The organism is Ruegeria sp. AD6, assembly GCF_056542325.1.
On the sequence record NZ_JBQFZQ010000005.1, the window covers coordinates 231,897 to 253,016 of the forward strand.

At 59.9% G+C, this 21,120-nt stretch carries 22 protein-coding genes; 15 read left to right on the forward strand and 7 right to left on the reverse strand.

Translation table 11 applies throughout. The features are described 5' to 3' along the window. Nucleotides 1-79 precede the first annotated feature (79 nt). Complete coding sequence (locus ACR0KJ_RS12805; RefSeq protein WP_170454446.1) at nt 80-943, forward strand: glycosyltransferase family 2 protein; 864 nt, start codon at nt 80-82, stop codon at nt 941-943. Between the two features lie 70 nt (nt 944-1,013). Here the strand turns inward: ACR0KJ_RS12805 and ACR0KJ_RS12810 are convergent, their stop codons facing one another. After that, nucleotides 1,014-1,811, reverse strand: a complete 798-nt coding sequence (locus ACR0KJ_RS12810) for a phytanoyl-CoA dioxygenase family protein (RefSeq protein WP_170454454.1) — start codon at nt 1,809-1,811, stop codon at nt 1,014-1,016. 84 nt (nt 1,812-1,895) lie between these two features. Here ACR0KJ_RS12810 and ACR0KJ_RS12815 point away from each other — a divergent pair, with 84 nt between their 5' ends. Continuing rightward, entirely contained in the window at nt 1,896-2,792 is an 897-nt protein-coding gene (locus ACR0KJ_RS12815; RefSeq protein ID WP_480626851.1) for a LysR family transcriptional regulator, read from the forward strand. A gap of 1 nt (nt 2,793) precedes the next feature. On the opposite strand, the gene irrA is transcribed toward ACR0KJ_RS12815, so the two are convergent. Continuing rightward, the gene (gene irrA, locus ACR0KJ_RS12820; protein WP_170454458.1) at nt 2,794-3,213 is read right to left on the reverse strand and encodes an iron response transcriptional regulator IrrA; all 420 of its coding nucleotides are present in this window, start codon (nt 3,211-3,213) and stop codon (nt 2,794-2,796) included. Nucleotides 3,214-3,424: 211 nt separating this feature from the next. Between irrA and fabA the strand changes: the two genes are divergently transcribed. The 4 genes from fabA to ACR0KJ_RS12840 are packed head-to-tail and all read left to right on the forward strand — an operon-like array spanning nt 3,425 to nt 6,226. Continuing rightward, nucleotides 3,425-3,934 (forward strand): bifunctional 3-hydroxydecanoyl-ACP dehydratase/trans-2-decenoyl-ACP isomerase, encoded by a 510-nt coding sequence (gene fabA / locus ACR0KJ_RS12825; protein WP_480626852.1) that lies wholly within the window; start codon nt 3,425-3,427, stop codon nt 3,932-3,934. Nucleotides 3,935-3,966: 32 nt separating this feature from the next. Beyond that, nucleotides 3,967-5,196, forward strand: coding sequence for a beta-ketoacyl-ACP synthase I (gene fabB, locus ACR0KJ_RS12830; protein ID WP_170454460.1), 1,230 nt, complete (start codon nt 3,967-3,969; stop codon nt 5,194-5,196). Nucleotides 5,197-5,201: 5 nt separating this feature from the next. Then, a complete protein-coding gene (locus tag ACR0KJ_RS12835) occupies nt 5,202-5,993 on the forward strand; it encodes an enoyl-ACP reductase FabI (RefSeq protein WP_170454462.1) in 792 nt (263 codons plus the stop codon). A gap of 59 nt (nt 5,994-6,052) precedes the next feature. Further along, on the forward strand, nt 6,053-6,226 hold the full coding sequence (locus ACR0KJ_RS12840) for a hypothetical protein (protein WP_170454464.1): 174 nt from the start codon (nt 6,053-6,055) through the stop codon (nt 6,224-6,226). 8 nt (nt 6,227-6,234) lie between these two features. On the opposite strand, the gene ACR0KJ_RS12845 is transcribed toward ACR0KJ_RS12840, so the two are convergent. Next, nucleotides 6,235-6,663: an FKBP-type peptidyl-prolyl cis-trans isomerase gene (locus tag ACR0KJ_RS12845; protein ID WP_170623842.1), complete on the reverse strand. Its 429-nt coding sequence runs from the start codon at nt 6,661-6,663 to the stop codon at nt 6,235-6,237. Nucleotides 6,664-6,789: 126 nt separating this feature from the next. On the opposite strand from ACR0KJ_RS12845, the gene ACR0KJ_RS12850 reads away from it, so the two are divergent. The 8 genes from ACR0KJ_RS12850 (at nt 6,790) to ACR0KJ_RS12885 (ending at nt 13,881) form a co-directional block, all read left to right on the forward strand. Continuing rightward, nucleotides 6,790-7,476, forward strand: coding sequence for a haloacid dehalogenase type II (locus ACR0KJ_RS12850; protein ID WP_170454468.1), 687 nt, complete (start codon nt 6,790-6,792; stop codon nt 7,474-7,476). Continuing rightward, entirely contained in the window at nt 7,476-8,303 is an 828-nt protein-coding gene (locus ACR0KJ_RS12855; protein WP_170454470.1) for an alpha/beta fold hydrolase, read from the forward strand. Before ACR0KJ_RS12850 ends, ACR0KJ_RS12855 begins: the two co-directional genes overlap by 1 nt. Further along, nucleotides 8,300-9,274, forward strand: coding sequence for a threonine/serine dehydratase family protein (locus ACR0KJ_RS12860; protein WP_170454472.1), 975 nt, complete (start codon nt 8,300-8,302; stop codon nt 9,272-9,274). The genes ACR0KJ_RS12855 and ACR0KJ_RS12860 overlap by 4 nt, the downstream gene beginning before the upstream one ends. Before the next feature lie 52 nt (nt 9,275-9,326). After that, nucleotides 9,327-10,115 (forward strand): 3-oxoadipate enol-lactonase, encoded by a 789-nt coding sequence (pcaD, locus tag ACR0KJ_RS12865; protein WP_170454473.1) that lies wholly within the window; start codon nt 9,327-9,329, stop codon nt 10,113-10,115. Nucleotides 10,116-10,127: 12 nt separating this feature from the next. After that, complete coding sequence (locus ACR0KJ_RS12870; RefSeq protein ID WP_170632772.1) at nt 10,128-10,856, forward strand: alpha/beta fold hydrolase; 729 nt, start codon at nt 10,128-10,130, stop codon at nt 10,854-10,856. Between the two features lie 75 nt (nt 10,857-10,931). Beyond that, nucleotides 10,932-12,149, forward strand: a complete 1,218-nt coding sequence (locus tag ACR0KJ_RS12875) for a TCR/Tet family MFS transporter (RefSeq protein ID WP_170454478.1) — start codon at nt 10,932-10,934, stop codon at nt 12,147-12,149. A 105-nt stretch (nt 12,150-12,254) separates the two neighbouring features. Continuing rightward, complete coding sequence (locus tag ACR0KJ_RS12880) at nt 12,255-13,487, forward strand: mandelate racemase/muconate lactonizing enzyme family protein (RefSeq protein ID WP_480626853.1); 1,233 nt, start codon at nt 12,255-12,257, stop codon at nt 13,485-13,487. A 106-nt stretch (nt 13,488-13,593) separates the two neighbouring features. Then, complete coding sequence (locus tag ACR0KJ_RS12885) at nt 13,594-13,881, forward strand: metalloregulator ArsR/SmtB family transcription factor (protein ID WP_170623909.1); 288 nt, start codon at nt 13,594-13,596, stop codon at nt 13,879-13,881. 3 nt (nt 13,882-13,884) lie between these two features. Here ACR0KJ_RS12885 and ACR0KJ_RS12890 read toward each other — a convergent pair whose 3' ends face one another. Beyond that, nucleotides 13,885-16,881: an ABC transporter transmembrane domain-containing protein gene (locus tag ACR0KJ_RS12890; protein WP_480626873.1), complete on the reverse strand. Its 2,997-nt coding sequence runs from the start codon at nt 16,879-16,881 to the stop codon at nt 13,885-13,887. A gap of 244 nt (nt 16,882-17,125) precedes the next feature. Here ACR0KJ_RS12890 and ACR0KJ_RS12895 point away from each other — a divergent pair, with 244 nt between their 5' ends. Then, entirely contained in the window at nt 17,126-17,485 is a 360-nt protein-coding gene (locus ACR0KJ_RS12895; RefSeq protein ID WP_170520733.1) for a DUF3307 domain-containing protein, read from the forward strand. 107 nt (nt 17,486-17,592) lie between these two features. Here ACR0KJ_RS12895 and ACR0KJ_RS12900 read toward each other — a convergent pair whose 3' ends face one another. From ACR0KJ_RS12900 to ACR0KJ_RS12910, 3 genes are read right to left on the reverse strand one after another with little or no spacing between them, the layout of a single operon-like run. Further along, nucleotides 17,593-18,897 carry an NAD(P)/FAD-dependent oxidoreductase gene (locus tag ACR0KJ_RS12900; protein WP_480626854.1) on the reverse strand — a complete coding sequence of 435 codons (1,305 nt, stop codon included), beginning with the start codon at nt 18,895-18,897 and terminating at the stop codon, nt 17,593-17,595. Then, nucleotides 18,894-19,568, reverse strand: coding sequence for a TetR/AcrR family transcriptional regulator (locus ACR0KJ_RS12905; protein WP_170454484.1), 675 nt, complete (start codon nt 19,566-19,568; stop codon nt 18,894-18,896). The genes ACR0KJ_RS12900 and ACR0KJ_RS12905 overlap by 4 nt, the downstream gene beginning before the upstream one ends. Then, the gene (locus ACR0KJ_RS12910; protein ID WP_170454486.1) at nt 19,569-21,119 is read right to left on the reverse strand and encodes a trimethylamine methyltransferase family protein; all 1,551 of its coding nucleotides are present in this window, start codon (nt 21,117-21,119) and stop codon (nt 19,569-19,571) included. Nucleotide 21,120 lies beyond the last annotated feature (1 nt).

Consider the following 21,120-nt stretch of genomic DNA (forward strand, 5'->3'; position numbering starts at 1 on the left):
TTCGAACGCCGCTTGCAATGCGGGCGCAATTACCCGAATTTGGCGGAACTTTCCAGCAAGGCGCGAACGAAAACAGGCGATGCAGTACGAATCCCTCGATACCTTTCTGAAATCGGGTCAGTCCGCCCTGCGCAAAGGCCCCGTCGCGCTTGTCTTCGCCGAGGATGAGGTCGAGGTCGAAAGCACGCTGCACCACCATCTGAGCCTGGGGTTCAAATCCGTGATCGCCTTCATGCCCGCCGAGTTCGATCTGAGCGCGGCCATCAGCGAACAGGTGCACCGCGTTACGTTGAAATGCGCCCCGGGGTCCGTTGTCTTCGACACGGTCAACCGCATCACAAAGGCCGCGCCGGGTATCTGGCTGTATTACTGCTACAATGCCGAATACCTGTTCTACCCGTTCTGCGAAACCCGCAGCATTGGCGAGATGCTGGCCTTCCATACCGAGGAACGCCGCGCGTCGATGCTGTGTCACGTGATCGACCTGTACGCGGATGATCTGACGCAATTCCCCAATGGCGTCGCCCCGAACAGCGCCATGCTCGACAGTACCGGTTACTATGCCCACACCCGCCACGACGCCACGGGGCAACCGCTCGACCGTCAACTCGACATGTCCGGCGGTCTGCGCTGGCGGTTCGAGGACCATATCCCCTATGAACGACGCCGCATCGACAGAATCGCCCTGTTCAAGGCCGAAGAAGAGCTAACGCTTCAACCGGACCACACATTCAACCAGCCCGAACACAACACCTATTCCTGCCCCTGGCATCACAACCTGACGGCCGCGATCTGCTCGTTCCGCGCTGCAAAAGCCCTGAAAAGCAATGCGGGCTCCACCTTCGACATCCCCAGCTTCCGCTGGCGTAACTCAGTACCGTTCCAATGGCGGTCAGATCAGTTGATGGAGCTGGGTCTGATGGAACCCGGCCAGTGGTTCTGATCCGCTCTTCATCTGGCAAAAAATATCCCGGGGGAGTCGCGGCTTGCCGCGGCGGGGGCAGAGCCCCCTATCAGCGTTGCAGCAAAACCGGGAACCAATCCTCGCGCAGGCGCTGACCCGGAACCATGTCATGCCCCGGAAATGGGGGTGAGGTCCGGCCTGGACGGTCCACATACCGCGCGTCGTCCCCAACCAACCGCAATGAGAACGCCCTGCGGCGGCTGTCCGAATGATTGCCCCGCGCACCGTGCAGCGTGCGATAGTTGAAGGCAACGGCGTCGCCCGGCTCCATCTCAAACTCAACAATCTTCATGCCCTCGGCATCCGGATCGGGAACAGGAATGTACTGGCCTTCATCCGGAAAGAAGCCCTCTTCACTGACCCAGCGGGTCGGCAGAACCTCTTTCTCCCAGCGATGCGAACCGGCAACACAACGCAATGTGGCCTGTTTCACCGGGTCCAGCGGTGACCAGAAGCTGATGGTCTGCTGCCCTTCGACAAAGTAATACGGCCCGTCCTGATGCCAGGGCGTCGCCATCGAGGTTCCGGGCTCTTTGACCAGCACATGATCGTGGAACATCTGCACGCTGTTCGACTGCATCAGATCAGCAGCCACTTCGGCCGCCGGAGAATTCTCAATCACCTCGCGAAACTGCGGAATTCGGGTCCAGTTGCAGTAATCGTCAAAGAACAGGCCGGTCTGACCCTCTTTCCTGTTCTCCGAGGCATAGGGCCCAGGCTCTGCCATGTTTGCCGCCACGCCGTCGCGCAATTGATCCACGTGATCGGCGAACAGTCCCTTGATCAGGACAACGCCGTCGGTCTGGTAAGTGTCGATCATCTCTTTGGATACGAGGGGATGTGGCATGGCGACCTCCTTGATGTTTGCATCGGTTAAATGCCAACCATGCCTTCTGTTCAAATCATATCTTTGGAAGTTATAAATAACCTGATGTTATATATTTCCTTGCGCCAGTACGACTATGTCTGTGCCATCGGGCGCCATGGCAGCCTGTCTGCGGCGGCTCAGGCCCTCAATGTCTCGCAACCGGCGCTGTCCACCGCGCTGACGCGGGTCGAATCGCATCTTGGCTATCCTCTGTTCACCCGCAGGCGCGGGGCGGCCATGGCTTTGACGCCGCAGGGCCGCCGGTTCATCGAACAGGCACAAGGGCTGGTAAGCGCGGCGGCGGCGATCGAAGGCCCCTCGCCCGTGTCGCAGGGCTCATCCCAGTTGAGGTTGGGCTGTTTCGTCGATCTGGCACCCTTCCATCTGGCCTCGGCGTTGCAGGGCCTGAAGGCGGTCATGCCGGATGTATCTGTGTCCTACCGGGTTGAAAGCTTCGAGGGATTGCAGGACTGCCTCATCGACGGACAGATCGACATTGCCATCACCTATGATCTGGGCATGGATGCGGGTTTTGTCCGGCAAAAGCTGTTCGACTCTGTGCCTTGCGCCCTTGTCCCCCCGGATCATCCCTTGGCGTCGGCTGGGACTGTGTCGCTGGCAGGGTTGGCAAACGACCCCCTTATTCTGTCCAAGGAAGGCCTGTCCGCGCAGCATGTGCTGACCCTGTTCCGGCAAAACGGGCTGAACCCAACGGTCGCGCACAGGGCCGCAACGCTAGAGATTCAACGCAGCCTTGCCGCACATGGCGAGGGGATCGCGATTAGCTATGCCAGCCCTTCGAATGCGCTTAGCTACGACGCCAAGCCCTTGGTCAGCCTTCCGATTACAGACAATGATGCGCCCGAGGCTGTCGTATTGGCCCGGCACGGGACAGGTCCGGTCGATGCAACAGTCGCTCTGGCCGAGCGAACCCTGCTGGACAGACTAACTGCGTTTTAGGTTACTGCTTTTTGCGCAAGCGGATAACCACGTCGACCGAGGCGATCTCGACCCCTTCCGGAGCTTCGGGCAGGCGTTGAATGACCAGTTGCTCTGATGGCGCATCGCTCAGGCGACCTTCATCTTCCCAGAAGAAATGCGGGTGGTCATGCGTGTTGGTGTCGAAATAGCTTTTCGATCCGTCCACCGTGATTTCCTGCAAAACACCGGCATCGCAAAATGCGCGCAGGGTGTTGTAGACCGTTGCCAGCGACACTGCGTCGCCATTGGACTTGGCCGAGTCAAACAGGCTTTCGGCCGTCACGTGACGATGACGCCCGTCCCCAACCAGCAATTCGGCCAATGCCACACGCTGACGCGTCGGGCGCAAACCCGCGCCTTCCAACCAATTTGTCGCTATGTTCCGGCTCTGAGGTGTCATAAATCCGATACCCGTTCTTGCTGGTTATATATATAGGGTCGCTTGGTCGGGAATTTCAAATGAAATTCATTCGCAAAAACCTTGCGGGTGCAGGGAAAAGAGTGTCGCTGGAACACCATGACGTGGCCTGCCGCTCTTGCAGGACCTTGCATACGGGTGTTAGACGAGGCCAGATATAACGAACTGACCCCTGGCAGGAGAGGCGGCAAGAATGGCCCAATTCCCGAGCAGCTTTGACAAAGACGATCTGCTGAAATGCGCCCGAGGCGAGCTTTTTGGCCCCGGCAACGCGCAATTGCCCGCCCCGCCGATGCTGATGATGGACCGGATCACCGATATTTCGGCTGACGGGGGTGCGCATGGCAAAGGCCATGTTCTGGCAGAGTTCAACATTACGCCAGACCTGTGGTTCTTTGACTGTCACTTCCCCGGCAACCCGATCATGCCCGGCTGCCTTGGTCTGGACGGCCTGTGGCAGCTGACCGGCTTCAACCTGGGCTGGCGCGGCTGGCAGGGGCGCGGGATGGCGGTCGGCGTGGGCGAGGTCAAGCTGACCGGAATGGTGCGCCCGGACCGCAAGATGCTGACGTATAAAATTGATTTCAAGAAGGCGATCCAGACCCGCCGCCTGACCATGGGCGTCGCGGATGGTATCGTCGAAGCGGACGGTGAAATGATTTACGACGTCAAAGACATGAAAGTCGTTCTGTCCGAAGCCTGAGCCTGACCGGCCCGAATGTAAGGAGCACGCACATGCGTCGAGTAGTTGTCACCGGTCTGGGGATCGTCTCCTCTATCGGCAACAATGCCCAAGAGGTTCTGGCCTCGCTGAAAGCTGGCAAATCCGGCATCGAAGCCAACGAACAGATGGTCGAACATGGCTTTCGCAGCCAGATCGCCGGAACGCTGAAAATCGACGTGGCCGAGCATGTGGACAAGCGCACCCTGCGGTTTATGGGCCCCGGCGCAGCCTATGCCCATATCGCCATGAGCCAGGCGATTGCCGATTCCGGGTTGGGCGAAGACCAGGTGATCAACCCGCGCACGGGTCTGGTGGCCGGTTCCGGCGGGCCATCCACAAGCGCCATGCTGACGGCGCATCAGACGGTTCTGAAAACCGGCGCAACCAAGCGGATCGGGCCCTTTGCGGTTCCCAAATGCATGTGTTCGACGATTTCCGCCAACCTCGCGACTGCGTTCAAGATCAAGGGTATCAACTACTCTATCACCTCGGCCTGCTCGACGTCGCTGCACTGCATTGGCAACGCGGCGGAACAGATCATGCTGGGCAAGCAGGACGTAATGTTCGCAGGCGGTGGCGAAGAACTGGACTGGACCCTGTCCTGCCTGTTCGACGCGATGGGCGCGATGTCCTCGAAATACAATGACACGCCCGAAAAAGCCTCACGCGCGTTTGATGAACACCGCGACGGATTCGTGATCTCGGGCGGCGGCGGCATCGTCGTGCTGGAAGAGCTGGAACATGCGCTGGCGCGCGGTGCCAAGATCTATGCCGAGGTCACGGGCTATGCCGCCACCTCGGACGGTCACGACATGGTGGCCCCATCCGGAGAAGGCGGAGAGCGCGCCATGCGACTGGCGCTGGATACGCTGCCCGAAGGCCGCAAGGTGGGCTACATCAACGCACACGGCACCTCGACCCCGGTCGGTGACGTGGGTGAGGTCGAAGCCGTCCGCCGCATCTTTGGCGAAGGCAACGTACCGCCGATTTCCTCGACCAAGTCGATGACCGGCCACGCGCAGGGCGCGGCTGGCGCGCTTGAGGCGATCTTCTGCCTGCTGATGCTGGACAACGACTTTATTACTCCGTCGATCAATGTCGACACACTTGCCGAAGGCATCCTGCCCGGTGAAATTGCAACGAAAACAGTTGAAAACGCAGGACTGGACAGTGTCATGACCAACAGCTTCGGCTTTGGCGGCACCAACGGATCCATGATTCTGTCAAAGTATAACGGGTGAATGTGATGTCGGAACTTCTAAAGGGTAAGCGCGGCCTGATCATGGGCGTCGCCAATGACCGCTCGATTGCGTGGGGCATCGCCAAGGCCATGCACGAAGCCGGTGCAGAGCTGGCATTCACCTATCAGGGCGAGGCATTCGGCAAGCGGTTGGCGCCGCTGGCCGAAAGTCTTGGCAGCGATTTCATGGTGGATGCGGATGTCACCGATGACGCCTCGCTGGATCGTGCCTTCGCAGAATTGGCCGCGCGTTGGCCCACGATTGATTTTCTGGTTCACGCAATTGCCTATTCCGACAAGTCGGAACTGGCGGGCCGGTTCCTGGACACCACACGGGCGAACTTCAAGCACTCGATGGACGTTTCGGCCTATTCCTTTGTCGAGGTCGCACGCCGCGCCTATCCAATGATGAAGGACAATGGCGGCTCGCTGCTGACACTGACTTACCAGGGGTCGAACCGCGTTGTTCCAAACTACAACGTCATGGGCGTCGCCAAGGCCGCGCTGGAGTCGGCAACGCGCTATCTGGCCAATGATCTGGGCCCCGAAGGCATCCGCGTGAACGCCATTTCACCCGGCCCGATGAAAACGCTTGCGGGTGCGGCCATCGGCGGCGCGCGCAAGACCTACAAGTTCTGCGACCAGAACGCACCGATGCGTTCGAACGCCACGCTGGAGGCTGTTGGCGGGACAGCGGTTTACCTGACATCTGACGCGGGTGCCTGCACATCGGGCGAGATTATCCGCGTCGATGGCGGTTTTCACGTGCTCGGAATGCCACAGCCCGATTTCATGTGACCATATCTTTCCCTGCCGCCGCCAAGATTTAACCATCTTTCAGCGGCAGGGATTGCAGCATGAGCAAATTTGACCAGATCATCGCAAGCAATGCCCGGACGGCCCGACGCAAATCGGGCTTCCTGAGCCAACGCGCCCGCGTGCTGTTGCTGACCCTGACCACTCTGCTGGTGCTGTTCGTGTTCTTTACGCAGCCGCAGGTGCGCGGCGCGATCGAAGCCCTACTGGGATAGCCCCACGATCAGTTGACCGAGACGACCTCGATCTCGAAGATCAGGTCCTGCCCGGCCAATGGATGGTTGGCATCCAGTGTCACGGTCGCCTCATTCGCCTCGACCACCATAACCGGCAGCGCCTGACCGTCCGGGGTTTGCATCTGCAACTGCGTACCGGGTTCAAGCGGAATGTCATCCGGAATGCCTTCCCGAGGAATAACCTGCCGCATCGCCGGGTTAATCGGGCCATAAGCGTCAACGCAGGCAATCTCGACCCGCTTTTTGTCCCCGACCGCCAGCCCCGGCATGGCGCTGTCCAGACCGGGGATGATCTGGCCCGAGCCCACGACAAACTCCAGCGGATCGCGCCCGTCCGAGCTGTCAAAGACGTTTCCGTCCAGCAGCGTCCCGGTGTAGTGGATGCGAACCGTGTCGCCTTGTTTGATGTCGGTCATTGGGGCCTCCGGGCCGTTTGGGAACTGAACGGCCAACCCTAGGGGCTTACACAATGATGTAAACCCTTCGCCCTTTAACGCCCTGCCCTTGTGTGCCAACCTGCGCCCGAATGTGGAGGGGAGCAGATGGCAATCACAACTTGTATCTTCGATGCCTATGGCACGTTGTTCGACGTGGCCGCAGCCGCCCGTCAGGCCGCATCCGAGCCCGGCTTTGAGGCATTGCGCGACACCTGGCCCGAGGTTGCAGGGCATTGGCGTCTGAAACAGTTGCAATACACCTGGTTGCGGGCCGTGGCCGATGCCCATGCCGATTTCTGGGATGTGACGCAGGACGGTCTGGACTGGGCGCTGGAAGCCGCCGGTTTGCAAGGGGATGCCAAACTGCGGCAGCGTTTGCTGGACCTGTACTGGGAACTGCAAGCCTACCCCGAAGTTCCGGCCATGCTGAAGGCGCTCAAGGATGGCGGCCTGCAATCGGCGATCTTGTCCAACGGCTCGCCCCCGATGCTGGAAGGCGCGGTGAAATCGGCCGGGATCGAGGGCGTTCTGGACGACGTGCTTTCGGTCGAAAGTGTTGGTGTCTTCAAGCCGCATGTCCGAGTCTACGATCTGGTGCAGGGCAGGTTCGGCTGCGCCCGCGACGAGGTCTTGTTCGTCAGTTCGAACGGCTGGGACGCTGCCGGGGCAAGCGGATACGGCTTTGTCACCGCATGGGTCAACCGCGCCGGGGAACCGATGGACCGGCTGCCCTGGACACCCGCACATGTGCTGTCCGACCTGACCTCGATCCCCGAACTGGCGGGGCTTTGATGCCTGATTTCACGACCTCAGACGGCAGGCGGCTTCATTTTGAGGATACAGGCTCCGGTCAACCGGTGCTGTGTCTGGCGGGATTGACGCGCAACAGCCGCGATTTTTCTTTTATGCAGCCGCACCTTGGCGACAAACGCCTGATCATGATGGACTACCGGGGGCGCGGGCAGTCCGATTACGATCCGGATTTCATGAACTACAACATCTTTCGCGAATCCCACGACGCGATCGAATTGCTGGATCATCTGGATGTGCCGAAAGCTGCGATTCTGGGCACGTCACGCGGTGGATTGATCGCCATGGCCCTTGCCGCCAGCCACCCTGAACGCTTGACGCATGTGATCCTGAACGATGTGGGCCCCGTGATCGAACCTGCGGGCATCGCCAAGATCATGGATTACGTCGGCAAGACCCCGGTTTCGAAAACCTATGACGAAGCCGCCAAGTCCCTGCAATCCGTGATGGAGCCGCAATTCCCGGGCGTTCCATACGAACGCTGGCGTGCGCAGGCCGAGATCCAGTACGCGGCAACCTCTGACGGCCTGAGCCTGCGCTACGATCCTGCCTTGCGCACGGCTTTGCTGGAACAGGCGGCTACCGGCGCGATCCCGGATATGTGGATGTTCTTCGACGCCCTGCGCGACATTCCAACAGGCGTGCTGAGGGGCGCAAATTCGGATGTTCTGGGTGCCGAGACGCTGACCGAGATGCACAACCGCCACCCCGGCTTGATTTCGGCCGAGATTCCGAATCGCGGGCACGTCCCGTTTCTGGATGAACCCGAATCCTTAGACATCATTCGCAGGGTCCTGAGTGTGACATGAGTACGATTGAACTGATCGAAGCCGCCGCTGAACGGCTGCATGGACATGCTCGGGAAACCCCGATTCTGACCTCGCCCTTTCTGGACCAGATCGCGGGTCGACGTGTTCTGGTGAAGCCCGAGTGCCTGCAACACACCGGCAGTTTCAAATTTCGCGGCGCGTGGTCGGCCATCTCGGCGCTGAAACCGGATCAACGGCAGCGCGGGGTGATCGCTTATTCCTCGGGCAACCATGCGCAGGGCATTGCCATGGCTGCGTCGAAACATGGCGTGGCGTCAGTGATCGTCATGCCCTCGGACGCGCCGCAGTTGAAGATCGACAACACACGTGCTTTGGGGGGCGAGGTGGTATTGTATGACCGCGCGAGCGAGAGCCGTGAAGAGATTGGCGAGGCTTTGGCCTCGGATCGCGGGCTGACCCTGATCCGCCCCTATGACGAACCTCAGGTCATCGCCGGCCAAGGCACGGTGGGCCTTGAGATCGCACGTCAGGCCAAAGCGTTGGGCGTTACTCAGGCTGATGTGCTGGTATGTTGCGGCGGTGGCGGTCTGACCTCGGGCATCGCGCTGGCGCTGGAGAAACACGCCCCCGACCTGCGCCCCCGCCCGTGTGAGCCCGAGGGGTTCGATGACATAAAACGCTCTTTGGCAACGGGGCAGATCCAGAAGAACGCGGCGACCTCGGGCAATATTTGCGATGCGATTCTGACCCCGCAGCCGGGTGAAATTACCTTCCCGATTCTCAAACGCCTTTGCGGCCCCGGCCTGTCGATCACCGAGGACGAGGCGCTGCGTGCCATGGCCTTGGCCTTCCTACGCCTGAAAGTCGTGCTGGAACCAGGCGGGGCCGTGGCGCTGGCTTCGGCCCTGTTCCGGACAGACGAGATCGAAGGTGACGCCGTGATCGTGGTGGCATCCGGTGGAAACGCCGACCCGGAAGTATTTGCAAAGGCGTTGGAATTCCTGACCTGACAATCGCCACAGTTCTGTGCAAAACATCGACACGGACAGAAGGATCAAACGCATGACCTGCGCGGATTTTGGCGATGTAAAGCTGCATTACCGGATCGATGGCGCCCCGGATGGCACCCCTATTGTCTTTGCCAATTCGCTGGGCACCGATCTGCATCTTTGGGACGCAATGCTGCCCCATCTGCCCGCCGGGCTGCGGATCATTCGGTATGACAAACGCGGGCATGGGCAATCCTCAGTCCCGCGTGGCCCTTATTCCATGGGTGCCCTGATTCGGGATGTCGAACGGTTGCTGGATCACCTTGAGGTGCGCGACTGTGTCTTTGTCGGTCTGTCCATCGGTGGTATGATTGCGCAAGGTCTGGCCGTCAAACGCATGGATCAGGTCCGCGCGCTGGTCTTGTCGAACACCGCAGCCAAGATCGGCAACCCGCCAATTTGGCAGGATCGGATACAGGCCGTGCAACAGGGCGGTATCGAAGCATTGGCCGATGCCACGATGGAGCGCTGGTTCTCCCGGGATTTCCGGGCAGCGCAGAAACATCTGCCGTGGCGAGATATGATGGTTGGGCAGCCGGTCGAAGGCTATCTTGGATGCTGCGCGGCCATTGCGGGCACGGATTTTTATACGCCCACCAGCGGCTTGCGGCTGCCTACCTTGGGCATCGCCGGCAGCGAGGACGGCTCGACCCCACCGGATTTGGTGCGCGAGACGGTCGAGTTGATCCCGGGCGCAGATTTTAAACTGATGCGCAGGGCGGGCCATCTGCCCTGCGTGGAAAAACCTGAAGACTACGCAGCTTTGCTGAACGAATTCTTGACCGGTATCGGGCATATTTGAAGGAGCCAATACATGGCTGATTTCCTTTTGGTCCACGGGTCTTGCCACGGCGCGTGGTGTTGGCGCGACCTGATTCCCGTGCTGGAATCCCTCGGCCACTCGGTCCGCGCTATCGACATGCCCAGCCATGGCGCTGATCCAACCCCCATCGCAGATGTCACGCTGGATGGGTGCAGGGATTCTATCCTGTCGGCGACAACCCCGGAAACGATCATCGTGGGCCATTCGTGGGGCGGGTATCCCATCAGCGCCGCGGCCGAGGCGCAGCCGGATGCCATGCGCGCGCTGATCTACCTCAGCGCCTATGTCCCGCAGGACGGTCTGTCGATGGTCGAAATGCGCCGCCGCGGACCCAGCCAGACGATTGCCGACGCGGTGGAAAAATCCGCCGACGGGCTGTCCTATACCGTCCGTCCGGACTGCGTGAGAGAGCTGTTCTACCACGACTGCGACCCGGACATCACGCCCTACGCCTTTGGCCGCTTGTGTCCTCAGGCCATTCGTCCGCAAGATACGCCCTTGCATCTTGGCGCGCGCTACCAAAAGGTCCCGCGCGCCTATATCGCCACCAGCGATGACCACACAGTACCGTTTGAGTATCAGTGCAAGATGAGTGAGGGCATCCCGCCCGCGTTCCGACGCACCATCCACTCGGGGCATTCGGCCTTCTTTTCGCACCCGGATCAACTGGCCAACATCCTGTCTGATCTGAAACAGCAATTGTCGCATGACGAAACATAGATGACCTCGGGCAACTCTTTCCTAACGTAGTAACCCCGCCTAGGGTGCGAGGGTTGAAACGACGAGACGGTTCTGATGCGCCTGCCTTTTGTCTTTGTTCTTTCCATCGTCATGATCGACGCAATGGGCATAGGGTTGGTCATGCCGATCATGCCCCAACTGATTGTCGAGGTTCAGGGCGGTACGCTGGCCAATGCGGCGGTGTGGGGTGGCATCCTCAGCACCGCCTTTGCCGCGATGCAGTTCGTGTTCGGGCCGATTCTGGGTAATTTGTCCGATGCTTACGGACGCCGATCCGTTCTGCTGGTATCCCTGTTTGTCATGGCGTTGGACTATGTGGTCATGGCGCTGGCGGGCAGTATATGGCTGCTTCTGGCGGGCCGTATCGTCGGCGGGATCACGGCGGCCACGCATTCAACGGCGGCCGCCTTCATGGCCGACGTCTCGAAACCGCAGGACAAGGCGGCGAATTTCGGGCTGTTGGGCGCGGCTTTTGGCGTCGGTTTTGTGCTGGGCCCTGTCGTGGGCGGGTTGCTGAGCGAATACGGCACCCGCGCGCCTTTTTGGGCGGCTGCGGCCCTGTCTGCACTGACCTTTGCCATTGGCTTGTTCGTGATGCCGGAAACGGTAACGGACAAGACCCGCCGGGCCTTCAGTCTGAGGCGCGCGAACCCGATCAATTCGTTGAAGGCTATTGCCGCCCTGCCCGGCATTCGCCCCTTGCTGTGGGTCTATTTCCTCTACTCGGTGTCGATCTATGTCTATCCGGCCATCTGGGCCTATTTCACGACCGAGCGGTTCGGATGGTCCCCGCAGATGATCGGCGTGTCATTGGGCGTGTACGGCCTTGCTATGGCAGCCGTTCAGGGCGGGTTGATCCGCCCTGCCACCCGCTATCTGGGTGAACGGGTGACAATCATATACGGGATGGTTTTCGAAATCGTCAGCTTTGGCATTCTGGGTTTTCTGACCAACGGCCTGATCGCCCTGATGCTGATCCCGATCACCGCCATCGGGGCCGTCATTACTCCTGCACTGCAGGCAATGATGTCGCGCGCCACGCCGGATTCGCAACAGGGGGAATTGCAGGGTGTCCTGACTTCGCTGCATGCCTTGTCGATGGTCATCTCACCCCTGCTGATGACCAGCATCTTCGCGCAGTTCATCAGACCCGACACACTTATATACCTGCCTGGCGCACCGTTCCTTCTGGCGCTGGTTCTGATGCTGGCAGGTTGTGTGCTGTTTTTGCGCGCCCGCCCGGTCCAGGGCGTAACAGCGACATCAAACTGACGATTTCCGCCTTGCGGCCTGCATCTTCCCGCGCCACCGTGGCTGAAACAGTTCGGTGCAGCGCACGCGTCGACACGTCAAACCCACAGGGCCGGAGGGCACGGGATGAAACTGCAGGACCTCGATATCATTGTCACAGCGCCACCCGCACCGGGATGGGGCGGGCGCTATTGGATACTGGTCAAAGTGTCCACCGACACAGGCATTACCGGTTGGGGCGAATGCTATGCCTCATCCATCGGCCCCGAGGCCATGCGCCACGTGATCCGCGATGTGTTCGAACGGCACATGCTGGGCGAAAACCCCGAGAATATCGAGTTGATGTTCCGCCGCGCCTATTCCAGCGGTTTCACCCAGCGCCCGGACCTGACCGTCATGGGCGCGTTCTCGGGGCTCGAGATCGCCTGCTGGGACATTCTGGGCAAGGATCGGGACCGGCCTGTCTATGCCTTGCTGGGCGGGCTGATGAACGAACGCATCCGCTCTTACACCTACTTGTATCCCCTGCCCCAGCATAACCTGAATGATTTCTGGACCGCTCCGGATCAGGCCGGGGAATGCGCCGCTGAAATGGTCCGGCGCGGCTATACCGCGGTCAAGTTCGACCCGGCTGGCCCTTATACGATCCGGGGTGGGCATATGCCCGCGATGTCCGACATCTCAATGTCCGTGGCGTTCTGCAAAGCGATCCGTGAAGCGGTTGGAGACAAAGCCGACCTGTTGTTCGGCACCCATGGTCAGTTCAACACGGCGGGCGCAATCCGGTTGGGGCAGGCGTTGGAACCCTATTCGCCGCTGTGGTTCGAAGAACCCACCCCGCCGGACAATATCGAGGATATGGCCCGCGTCGCCCGCAACGTGCGCATCCCGGTCGCAACCGGCGAGCGCATGACCACCAAGGCCGAATTCGGTGCAGTTTTGCGCGCCGGTGCCGCCGAGATTCTGCAACCCGCCCTGGGCCGCGCTGGCGGGATATGGGAGATGAAGAAGGTCGCCGCCATGGCCGAGGTCTTCAACGCGCAGATGGCCCCGCATCTTTATGCCGGTCCGGTGGAGTGGGCCGCGAATACGCATCTGGCCGCATCAATTCCGAATCTTCTGTTGCTGGAAACCATCGAAACACCGTTCCATGATCAGTTGATCAATGGCGCAATCCGGGTCGAAGACGGCTTTGTCACGCCACCAAGCGCGCCCGGTCTGGGGATCGAAGTCAACGAAGATCTGGCCCGCGCGCACCCGTACACCGGGGACGGGTTGCACCTGCAAATGCAGGAAGACCCCTGCGATTATGCCAACGGCAACGCCTTTCAGGGCGGAGCCCCCGCCACCGAGGGGTGACAAGCCCGTATGGGTTGGGGCATATTGCGCCAACCCCAATCGGACAAGTGGCCTACCCGTGACCCTGAATGAACTAACCGACGAAACCCCTGATACGTCGGCAAATATGAAAGAAAACGCGGCAAGCGCCGCGGCCTATCTCAAGACACTGGCCCATGAAGGGCGTCTAATGATCCTGTGCCATTTGGGCGACGGGGAAAAATCGGTTGGGCAGTTGGAAGACCTGCTGCAAATCCGGCAGGCGGCCGTCAGCCAGATGCTGGCGCGGCTGCGCGAGGAAAATCTGGTGTCCACCCGCCGCGATGGCAAGACCATCTATTATTCGCTGGCAGATGGGAACACACGGCAGGTGATCGGGTTGCTGTACGAACTCTTCTGCAAGCCCGACGGTTAGCGGTCAGTTCGATACGTAACCGGCAATCACCTGCATCAGCTTGAAGGCGGTCGCAGCGTCGTTTTCGACCACAGCCAGGAATTCCTCCTCACCAATGCGCAGGCAGGACATCTTGGTCTCGGCCACCATGCTCAGCGCGCGGGGTTCCTTGCGGATCAGGCCCAACTCGCCCACCAGCTCACCCGGTCCCACCTTGGTAATCAGTTGATCGGGGCCGTCCGGTTGCGGAAGGAACAGGCCCGCCTCACCTTCCAGAACCACATAGGCCCCATCGGTCGGCTGATCGTCCTTCAGGAACACGACCTGCCCCGGGATCGCCTCGAACCAACGCGCACCAAAGGCCAGCAGACGCAATTGTCTGCGATCCAGGCCGGAAAACAGAGGTGTTTGTTCCAGGGCGCGCAGCTTGCGCGCAAGGTCAGCCGAGGCGGCGCTGTCTTCTTCCACGTCCGCAGGTCCTTCGTCCGTGACCACACGACCTTGCCGGATTTCGACATACATGTCGAATACGTCCGGATTCTCGAACTGATCGTTCAAATAGACGACCGTGGTGTCCGGCATCAGTTCGCGCAGGTTTTTGTAGACCGCTACCTGCGTCTGCATGTCATAGCTGGCCAGCGCGTTTTCCAGAATCAGGATGTCGGGTTTCTTGATCGTCGCGCGGGTGAAGGCCAGCGGCTCGGCAAACACGGCGGGCAGGTTCTGACCGCCCAGCGCAACCGGAACGTCATAGATCAACTCGACAACCAAAAGCCGCGCGCCGTTTTCGGCCAGCACATCGACGATCAGCTTGCGGGCCTCATCGGATCGCGCGCCACCGATCTGGCTGACTTTGCCGAACAGCGCGTTCTCCATCACCGTCAGACCGGGGGCGAACTGATCCGGGTCCAGTGAAACGAATACATCTTGCAACCGCGCTAAAAGCTTGTCGGAATGGCTGTGCCGCAGTTCGAGAATGCGGTTCTTCAGCTCATCCGTGAAGGCCGGGCCGATTTGTTCCGCGGAAATCACCAATGGCACGGCCAGCAGGTTGGCCAATTGCTCGTCGTCCAGACCCGAGGCACCCTCTTTCCGTGTCCGCTCAACCAGTTCGACAGCAGTCTCGTAGGTTGCGGCCTCAAGCCCCAGTTTGCGGAACAGCGGGTGATCGGTGCCATCAAGACCAAAGATCTGCCGCAACATATCGATCACGTCGCGCGTCAAGGCGATCAGCGTCTCATCCAGACCCAACTCTCGCAACTGGCCCAGGAAGACGGTCTGTTTGGCCAGCAAATCCTGCGTCACCGGAACGCGTGGGGTGGCGAACAACAGGTTTTCGGCCACCGGCAACGCGGGGTTATAGCTTTGGCGATCAAAGATCAGCGCCTGCTGCGTCAGGCCCGCTTTTTGAACAGCCTCCTGAACCTTTGGGCGAAGATCGATCAATTTGCGCGCAAGCTCCGGATGGGTGTCCGGATCAAAGACCTGCTCGGCCCCGCGTTGGAACAAGGCGGCACCCGATCCCATTCCATCGATCAGCTTCAACCACCACTCCCGCAACTCGCTGGCGTCCTGCAAACCGGCAAGGGACGGGTCCAGCCATTCGGTCTGGAACGGATCGTCGCTGTTGCCCGCCCGCAAGGTTTCGGCAAAATCCGGATCATCCGTCTGATCGGACAAGGGCTTGAACCGCATCGGCATCATGACATTGTCACCCAGCGTGCCCTGAAACATGACTGGCCGGGACGAGGCATAGCCGATCCGCGCCGCCACCACACCCTGATGAAGCTCGGACAGATTATGTTCACCGATTGCCACCTTGCCCGCGCTGGGCAGAATCTCGCGCGTCAGCAATTCGCTTACGGCGCGCCGATCTTCTTCGCTTGGGGCCGCGATGCCGATGATCTTGCCGCCCGGGAACGTCAGGTTCAGATCGTCCAGCACCTGATTGCCGTCCATATCGCGGACCGAGACGTGATCCAGAACGATGTCGCCGTTCAGATGCGGGCGTGCCTGTGGCTCACCCTCGAATAGTCTCTCATCCTGCATTCCCGAAGGCGCGAAGCGTTCGATCACAACGTCCCAGCGCAGCGACATATCCTGCGTCTGGTTGTAATAGGTCAGCAGTTCCTTCCACGGCGAGCTCAGGTCTTTATACGCTGCCAAAGCCGCCACAAGTGCCCCGAGCGAGACCGAACCCTGCAGCACCAGCAAGCCGCCAACCAGATAGAACATGAACGGCGTCAGTTGCGAGATGAAGTTGTTTATAAACTTCATAAAGAACTTCTTCTGATAGATCTCGAACCGGATCCCGAACAACCGCCCCAACTGATCCGAGATCATCGCGCGACGATAGCGCCAGCCACCATTGGCGCGCAGGGTCGAGGCACCGGCGGCGTTCTCGCCAATCTGGGCGGCCAGCACGCGCACCTCTTGTATGCGTTTTTTGTTCAACAGGTTGATCTGGCGCTGCAATTTCGGAATCAACCAGGCCTGCAAGGGGATCAGAGCCACCGCCGCCAGACCGAACCAGACGCTTTGCAGGAACAGGAAGGACAGGATGGTAATCATCTGCCCCGCCTGCAGAACCGGCTGGCTGATCGCATCCCCCATCAGCCCGCCCATCGGCTCGCTTTCGGCGGTGATCATCGACACCATCTCGCCCTGACTGACCCGCTCGAAATAGGGCTGCGGGAAACGCAAGGCACGGCTGATCAACTGATAGCGAAAGCGCCGCAGCATCCGTTCGCTCAGCACCCCTTTCATGGTGTTGATGCGCATCTTCATCAGGCCATGGGCCAGAACCGCCGCAAGAAAGGCAAAACACAGGATGATCAGGAAATTGGTCTGCGGCAGGCTGTATCCCCAGACATCCACAATATCGCTGCTGGCACCGATGGCATCGTTGATGATGCGTTTGGGCAGTTCCAACGTCAGGTACAGCAAGGGAAACAGCGTCGAGGTCACGGCCAGCAGGATCAGCTGGTCGCGTTTGGAATACTTCCAGATAAAACGAAAGATCGTGCGCTCTATGGAACCTGCCCCTGCTTGTACTCAAAACTCATGATTGGCGATATGCCGGAAAACTGAACAGTATAAATCTACACAATCCCAGCAAAATTTCGCAAACACGTTTTCGAGCCTCAGATTTCTTTGCCAAATGTGAACTACTTCATTTACCAATTGACGCATTCACGCCTAGTATCCGCTGAAGGACGATTTCGGGAGGGAACTTTTGACTGCCAGTTTTGGCGCAGTGTTTGTCATGCTCTGCTTGTTGCAGATCAAACATATGTTCGCTGACTATTACTTACAAACACCGAAAATGTTGTCCGGTCGGGGTGAATATCTTCACATGGGCCGTGCGCAGCATGCCGCTGTGCATGTTGTTGGCTCGATCATTGTCTTTCTGATTTTTGGCACGCCGTTGGCCTTTATCCTGATCATCGGCGCGCTTGAGTGGTTTATTCACTTCAATATCGACTACGCCAAAGCCAGCTATTCCGACAAAAAACGGCTAGAGCCCAACCAGCCCGCATTCTGGCGCGCGGCAGGTCTGGACCAGTTGATGCACAATCTGACCTACATCGCCATGGCCTGGGCCTGGGTTGCTTTCGCACACTGACGGGGACCGCGTCGTGTTTCCATCGCGCGGCAATGACCAGCATATTGACCAAGGTGTGACCCGCTAGAAATCGGGCCACCAGTCATTCAGAACATTTGGTCGCCTTTCTAGCCCAGAACCGAGAAACTACTTTCCTCGTTGATCGGGCGTTTGCGCGAATAAAAGCCGACATCGATCATGCGTTTGATGTAGGGCAGTTCAAACTGAAGCGGTTCGGCGTCGTGGTCCGCTCCGCCCTCGCAATAATCGATCAGGGCGGTCATCATCTTCCCGGCGATCGGAGCGTTCTTGTACTGGTTCCCGCTGGTGCCGCAGGCCATATAGAATCCCGGAAGGCTGGACTTGTCATAGATCGGAATCCAGTCGGTCGAGGCGTCATACAGGTCAACCACGCCACGGGTCTTGGACGGAATGCCAAGGCTGGGCACACGCTGAGCGTAGCGCATGGCCTGCGTGGTCCACTGGTCGGTGAAATCGCGGTTGTAGTGGATGTCATCCTCGCACCACTGATGCGGATCGCATTCCGGGTCTTCTGAGCCGACAAGGATGTGGTTGCCATGCTCGGGGCGGCAATAACAAGCGATGTCGCTGTCCGAGACGATGGTGCCGTCGTTTTCGAAATCGAACCCCTCGGGGGCGGGCACATGCACCACCTCTTGCCGCAGGGGGCGGGTTTCGATGGTCATATCGTCCAGCACTTTCGCCAGTTTGTTGATGATGGCCGATCCCGGCCCCGCCACGTTCACCACCACTTTGGCGCGGATTTCCTCGCCCGAGGCCAGCTTGACCCCGGCCACACGACCGCCGTCGGTCAGGATTTCGACCACCTCGGCCCCAGTGCGAACCTCGGCCCCATGTTGTTTGGCCGCGTCCATCAGGTTCTGCGCCGACAGTGCCGGGTCGGTCACGTACCCCGCTTGTGGCCAGTACACACCGCCCTGCATCTTGCGGCCATTGGGTTGGCCGAACTCAGGGTCGTCCATGCGGCGCGCGGGCGCGAAACTGTCCAGCGAATAGACCGGCAGGCGCTCAACAACCTTGTCGGGCGACCATTCCTCGAACGGGCAATCCAGATCGGCGCTGTTCTTCATGTGCTTTTCCAGCATGCCATTGGCATCGGTTTTCATCACCAGACAGCCCGTTTCACGGAACTGCGCCAGATTGGCATCTGACGGCAGGCCCAGATATTCGGCCCAATCGCGCCAGTAGTGATAGCCCTCCCACGCAAAGGCCGTGCCATCGAAGGTCGAATAATGCATCCGAATGATCGCACAAGACCCTGCGGTCGAGCCGTGCCCGACCTGCGCATTGCGATCCAGCGACAGGGTCTTCCATCCAGCCTTGGCCATCTCAAACGCGATGGCGGCACCGATCACTCCGGTCCCTATGATGATTGCATCCGGTTGGCTCATTCTGTGTCTCCTTCCCAATAGCGCTTGGAATAGGCGCTGAATTCTTCCACTTCTTCTGGGCGCGGCTCGACACCCGTGAATACGTACAGGTAATGCGAAACCATCGACAGCCGCGTCTCCATCGGCTCGTTCAGCTGCGCCAGATCGTATCCGATCTGCATGTAATACAGCACGCGGGCGCGGGTCTCGGATTCGATCTCGGAATAGCCAAAACGCGCGAACATGGCGTGAAGCGCCTGCAATCGTCGGGCATCCGATTGATCCAATGCGCGGCGCACCTTGCCGGATTTGCGCGCCCAGTCGCGCACCGCAAAGTCCAGCGCCGTATCGAACAGGTCAGTGTTCACCACGCATCGATGCACATTGCACACCGCTGCCGTGATCGTCCTAGCCGGTGCCTCTGCCTGCGCGACCAACGCAGCCGTGTTGGTGGCCTGCCAGCGCGACAGCAGCGCGTCCAGAAGCTCCTGCCGGGATTTGAAATACCAATAGAAGGACGAGCGCGAGACTGCCATGCGCTCGGCCAGGTTCAGGACCTTGATCTGGTCCACACCGTCCGAGATCAGCACGTCCATGGCCACATTCAGCCAGTCGTCGCGCGTGACCTTGATGTTGCCGACCAAGGGTTCAGCCAGTGGATCATCCCGATGCAGAATTGGTTTGGTGTTCATTCAACTCTCCGGCGGTGCGCCGCCCTCGGCGGTCCGGCGCGCGATGAAATCATGTAAGGCACCCAGCCGGTCGCTGTCGCCAGCAGGGGCTTTGAAATCGTTCAGGATTGCCTTCCAGACACCGGTCGCGCGATGGTTGGCATCAACGCCCCCCCGCTCGGTCCAGGTGCCAAAATTGGCGTAGTCGTGAACGTGGGGCTGGTAGAATTCGGTGTTGTAGCGCTCCATCGTTTGACTTGAGGCGAAGAAGTGGCCGCTGGGCTCGACCTCGGCCAGTGCTGTGTCAAAGCCGATCTCGGCAGTCCCGGCCTGCGCCCCGGCACAAAGCTCCGCGACCATGTTCAGGACCTCGGCATCGCAGATCATCTTTTCAAAGGACACCGTCAACCCGCCCTCAAGCCACCCGGCAGAGTGGATGATCACCGTCGCACCAGCCATCAGACAACCCCAAAGGCCGAACTGGTTTTCATTGGCGGCCTGCACATCGTTGATATTCGATGCCGACCCTGCCGCCGACCGCCATGGCAGACCCAGATGCCGCGCTAGTTGCCCTGCCGCAAGCGAGGCTTGGAAGTGCGAAGGCGTGCCAAAGGCGGGCGCACCCGATTTCATGTCCACATTGCTGGTGAAGGTGCCGTAACAAACCGGCGCTCCGGGACCCGCCAGTTGGGTCAGGGTCAGCGCCGCCAGTGCCTCGGCATGGGACAGCGTGATTGCGCCTGCCACGGTGATCGGGGCCATCGCGCCCATCAGGGTGAACGGGGTGATGATCGACATCTGCCCATGCCGCGCAAAGTCGATCAGGCCTTGCGCCATTGGAATGTCCAGCGTGCGTGGACTGTTGGTGTTGATAATCGTGTAGCAGTGCGGGTTGGCCCGGAACTCCGCATCCGTCAGACCGCGCGCGGTAGAGAGCATTTCAAAGCAATCCATCACCTGCGGCGTCCCGCGCGAGAAGAAGAAGGGGAACTTGTCCGTCAACTCCATCTGCGCCTTGGTCGTGAAGTAATGGCGTAAATGGGTCGGCATGTCCTGCGGCTCGACCTGGGGCGAGATCATCTGGAACACGTCGAAATGATGGGTGAGTTTCAGGAACTCCAGATAGTCTTGCCCGGTCGCGGGGCGTCGCCCGCGTTCCAGATCGGTGGCGTTGGGTGCGCCAGCACCGGGCTGAAACACCAGCGAACCCAGTTCCAAAGTAAAATCCCTGCGCCGTGCCCCGGCGCGGCACGCGATCGATTTGGGGGCCGAGGCCACAGCTGCCTCGACCATATCGCGCCCGATGAAGACCATTTCGCTGTCTTCATCCACCTTTGCGCCACCTGCCGCAAACAGGCGTCGCGCCTCGGGCAAAAGGACTTTGACGCCCAGCTCTTCCAACGTGCGCAAGGCCGTTTCGTGCATGTCGGCGATCTGATCGGCGGGGAACACCTCCATTTGCGGGAACGGGTTCCGCAATTGGCGGTAATTTACGTCGCGACTGGGTGCGGGCGCGGCCTCGGCCCCACGTCCGCGCCGTCGCCTGCCACGCTCAGGGGTTTGCGAGATCATC

Excerpts from the sequence above, each read along its gene's own strand:
- ACR0KJ_RS12805 (WP_170454446.1), top strand. The coding sequence starts at position 80 with ATGCAGTACGAATCCCTCGATACCTTTCTGAAATCGGGTCAGTCCGCC.
- ACR0KJ_RS12810 (WP_170454454.1), bottom strand. The coding sequence starts at position 1,811 with ATGCCACATCCCCTCGTATCCAAAGAGATGATCGACACTTACCAGACC.
- ACR0KJ_RS12815 (WP_480626851.1), top strand. The coding sequence starts at position 1,896 with ATGTTATATATTTCCTTGCGCCAGTACGACTATGTCTGTGCCATCGGG.
- irrA (WP_170454458.1), bottom strand. The coding sequence starts at position 3,213 with ATGACACCTCAGAGCCGGAACATAGCGACAAATTGGTTGGAAGGCGCG.
- fabA (WP_480626852.1), top strand. The coding sequence starts at position 3,425 with ATGGCCCAATTCCCGAGCAGCTTTGACAAAGACGATCTGCTGAAATGC.
- fabB (WP_170454460.1), top strand. The coding sequence starts at position 3,967 with ATGCGTCGAGTAGTTGTCACCGGTCTGGGGATCGTCTCCTCTATCGGC.
- ACR0KJ_RS12835 (WP_170454462.1), top strand. The coding sequence starts at position 5,202 with ATGTCGGAACTTCTAAAGGGTAAGCGCGGCCTGATCATGGGCGTCGCC.
- ACR0KJ_RS12840 (WP_170454464.1), top strand. The coding sequence starts at position 6,053 with ATGAGCAAATTTGACCAGATCATCGCAAGCAATGCCCGGACGGCCCGA.
- ACR0KJ_RS12845 (WP_170623842.1), bottom strand. The coding sequence starts at position 6,663 with ATGACCGACATCAAACAAGGCGACACGGTTCGCATCCACTACACCGGG.
- ACR0KJ_RS12850 (WP_170454468.1), top strand. The coding sequence starts at position 6,790 with ATGGCAATCACAACTTGTATCTTCGATGCCTATGGCACGTTGTTCGAC.
- ACR0KJ_RS12855 (WP_170454470.1), top strand. The coding sequence starts at position 7,476 with ATGCCTGATTTCACGACCTCAGACGGCAGGCGGCTTCATTTTGAGGAT.
- ACR0KJ_RS12860 (WP_170454472.1), top strand. The coding sequence starts at position 8,300 with ATGAGTACGATTGAACTGATCGAAGCCGCCGCTGAACGGCTGCATGGA.
- pcaD (WP_170454473.1), top strand. The coding sequence starts at position 9,327 with ATGACCTGCGCGGATTTTGGCGATGTAAAGCTGCATTACCGGATCGAT.
- ACR0KJ_RS12870 (WP_170632772.1), top strand. The coding sequence starts at position 10,128 with ATGGCTGATTTCCTTTTGGTCCACGGGTCTTGCCACGGCGCGTGGTGT.
- ACR0KJ_RS12875 (WP_170454478.1), top strand. The coding sequence starts at position 10,932 with ATGCGCCTGCCTTTTGTCTTTGTTCTTTCCATCGTCATGATCGACGCA.
- ACR0KJ_RS12880 (WP_480626853.1), top strand. The coding sequence starts at position 12,255 with ATGAAACTGCAGGACCTCGATATCATTGTCACAGCGCCACCCGCACCG.
- ACR0KJ_RS12885 (WP_170623909.1), top strand. The coding sequence starts at position 13,594 with ATGAAAGAAAACGCGGCAAGCGCCGCGGCCTATCTCAAGACACTGGCC.
- ACR0KJ_RS12895 (WP_170520733.1), top strand. The coding sequence starts at position 17,126 with ATGCTCTGCTTGTTGCAGATCAAACATATGTTCGCTGACTATTACTTA.
- ACR0KJ_RS12900 (WP_480626854.1), bottom strand. The coding sequence starts at position 18,897 with ATGAGCCAACCGGATGCAATCATCATAGGGACCGGAGTGATCGGTGCC.
- ACR0KJ_RS12905 (WP_170454484.1), bottom strand. The coding sequence starts at position 19,568 with ATGAACACCAAACCAATTCTGCATCGGGATGATCCACTGGCTGAACCC.
- ACR0KJ_RS12910 (WP_170454486.1), bottom strand. The coding sequence starts at position 21,119 with ATGATCTCGCAAACCCCTGAGCGTGGCAGGCGACGGCGCGGACGTGGG.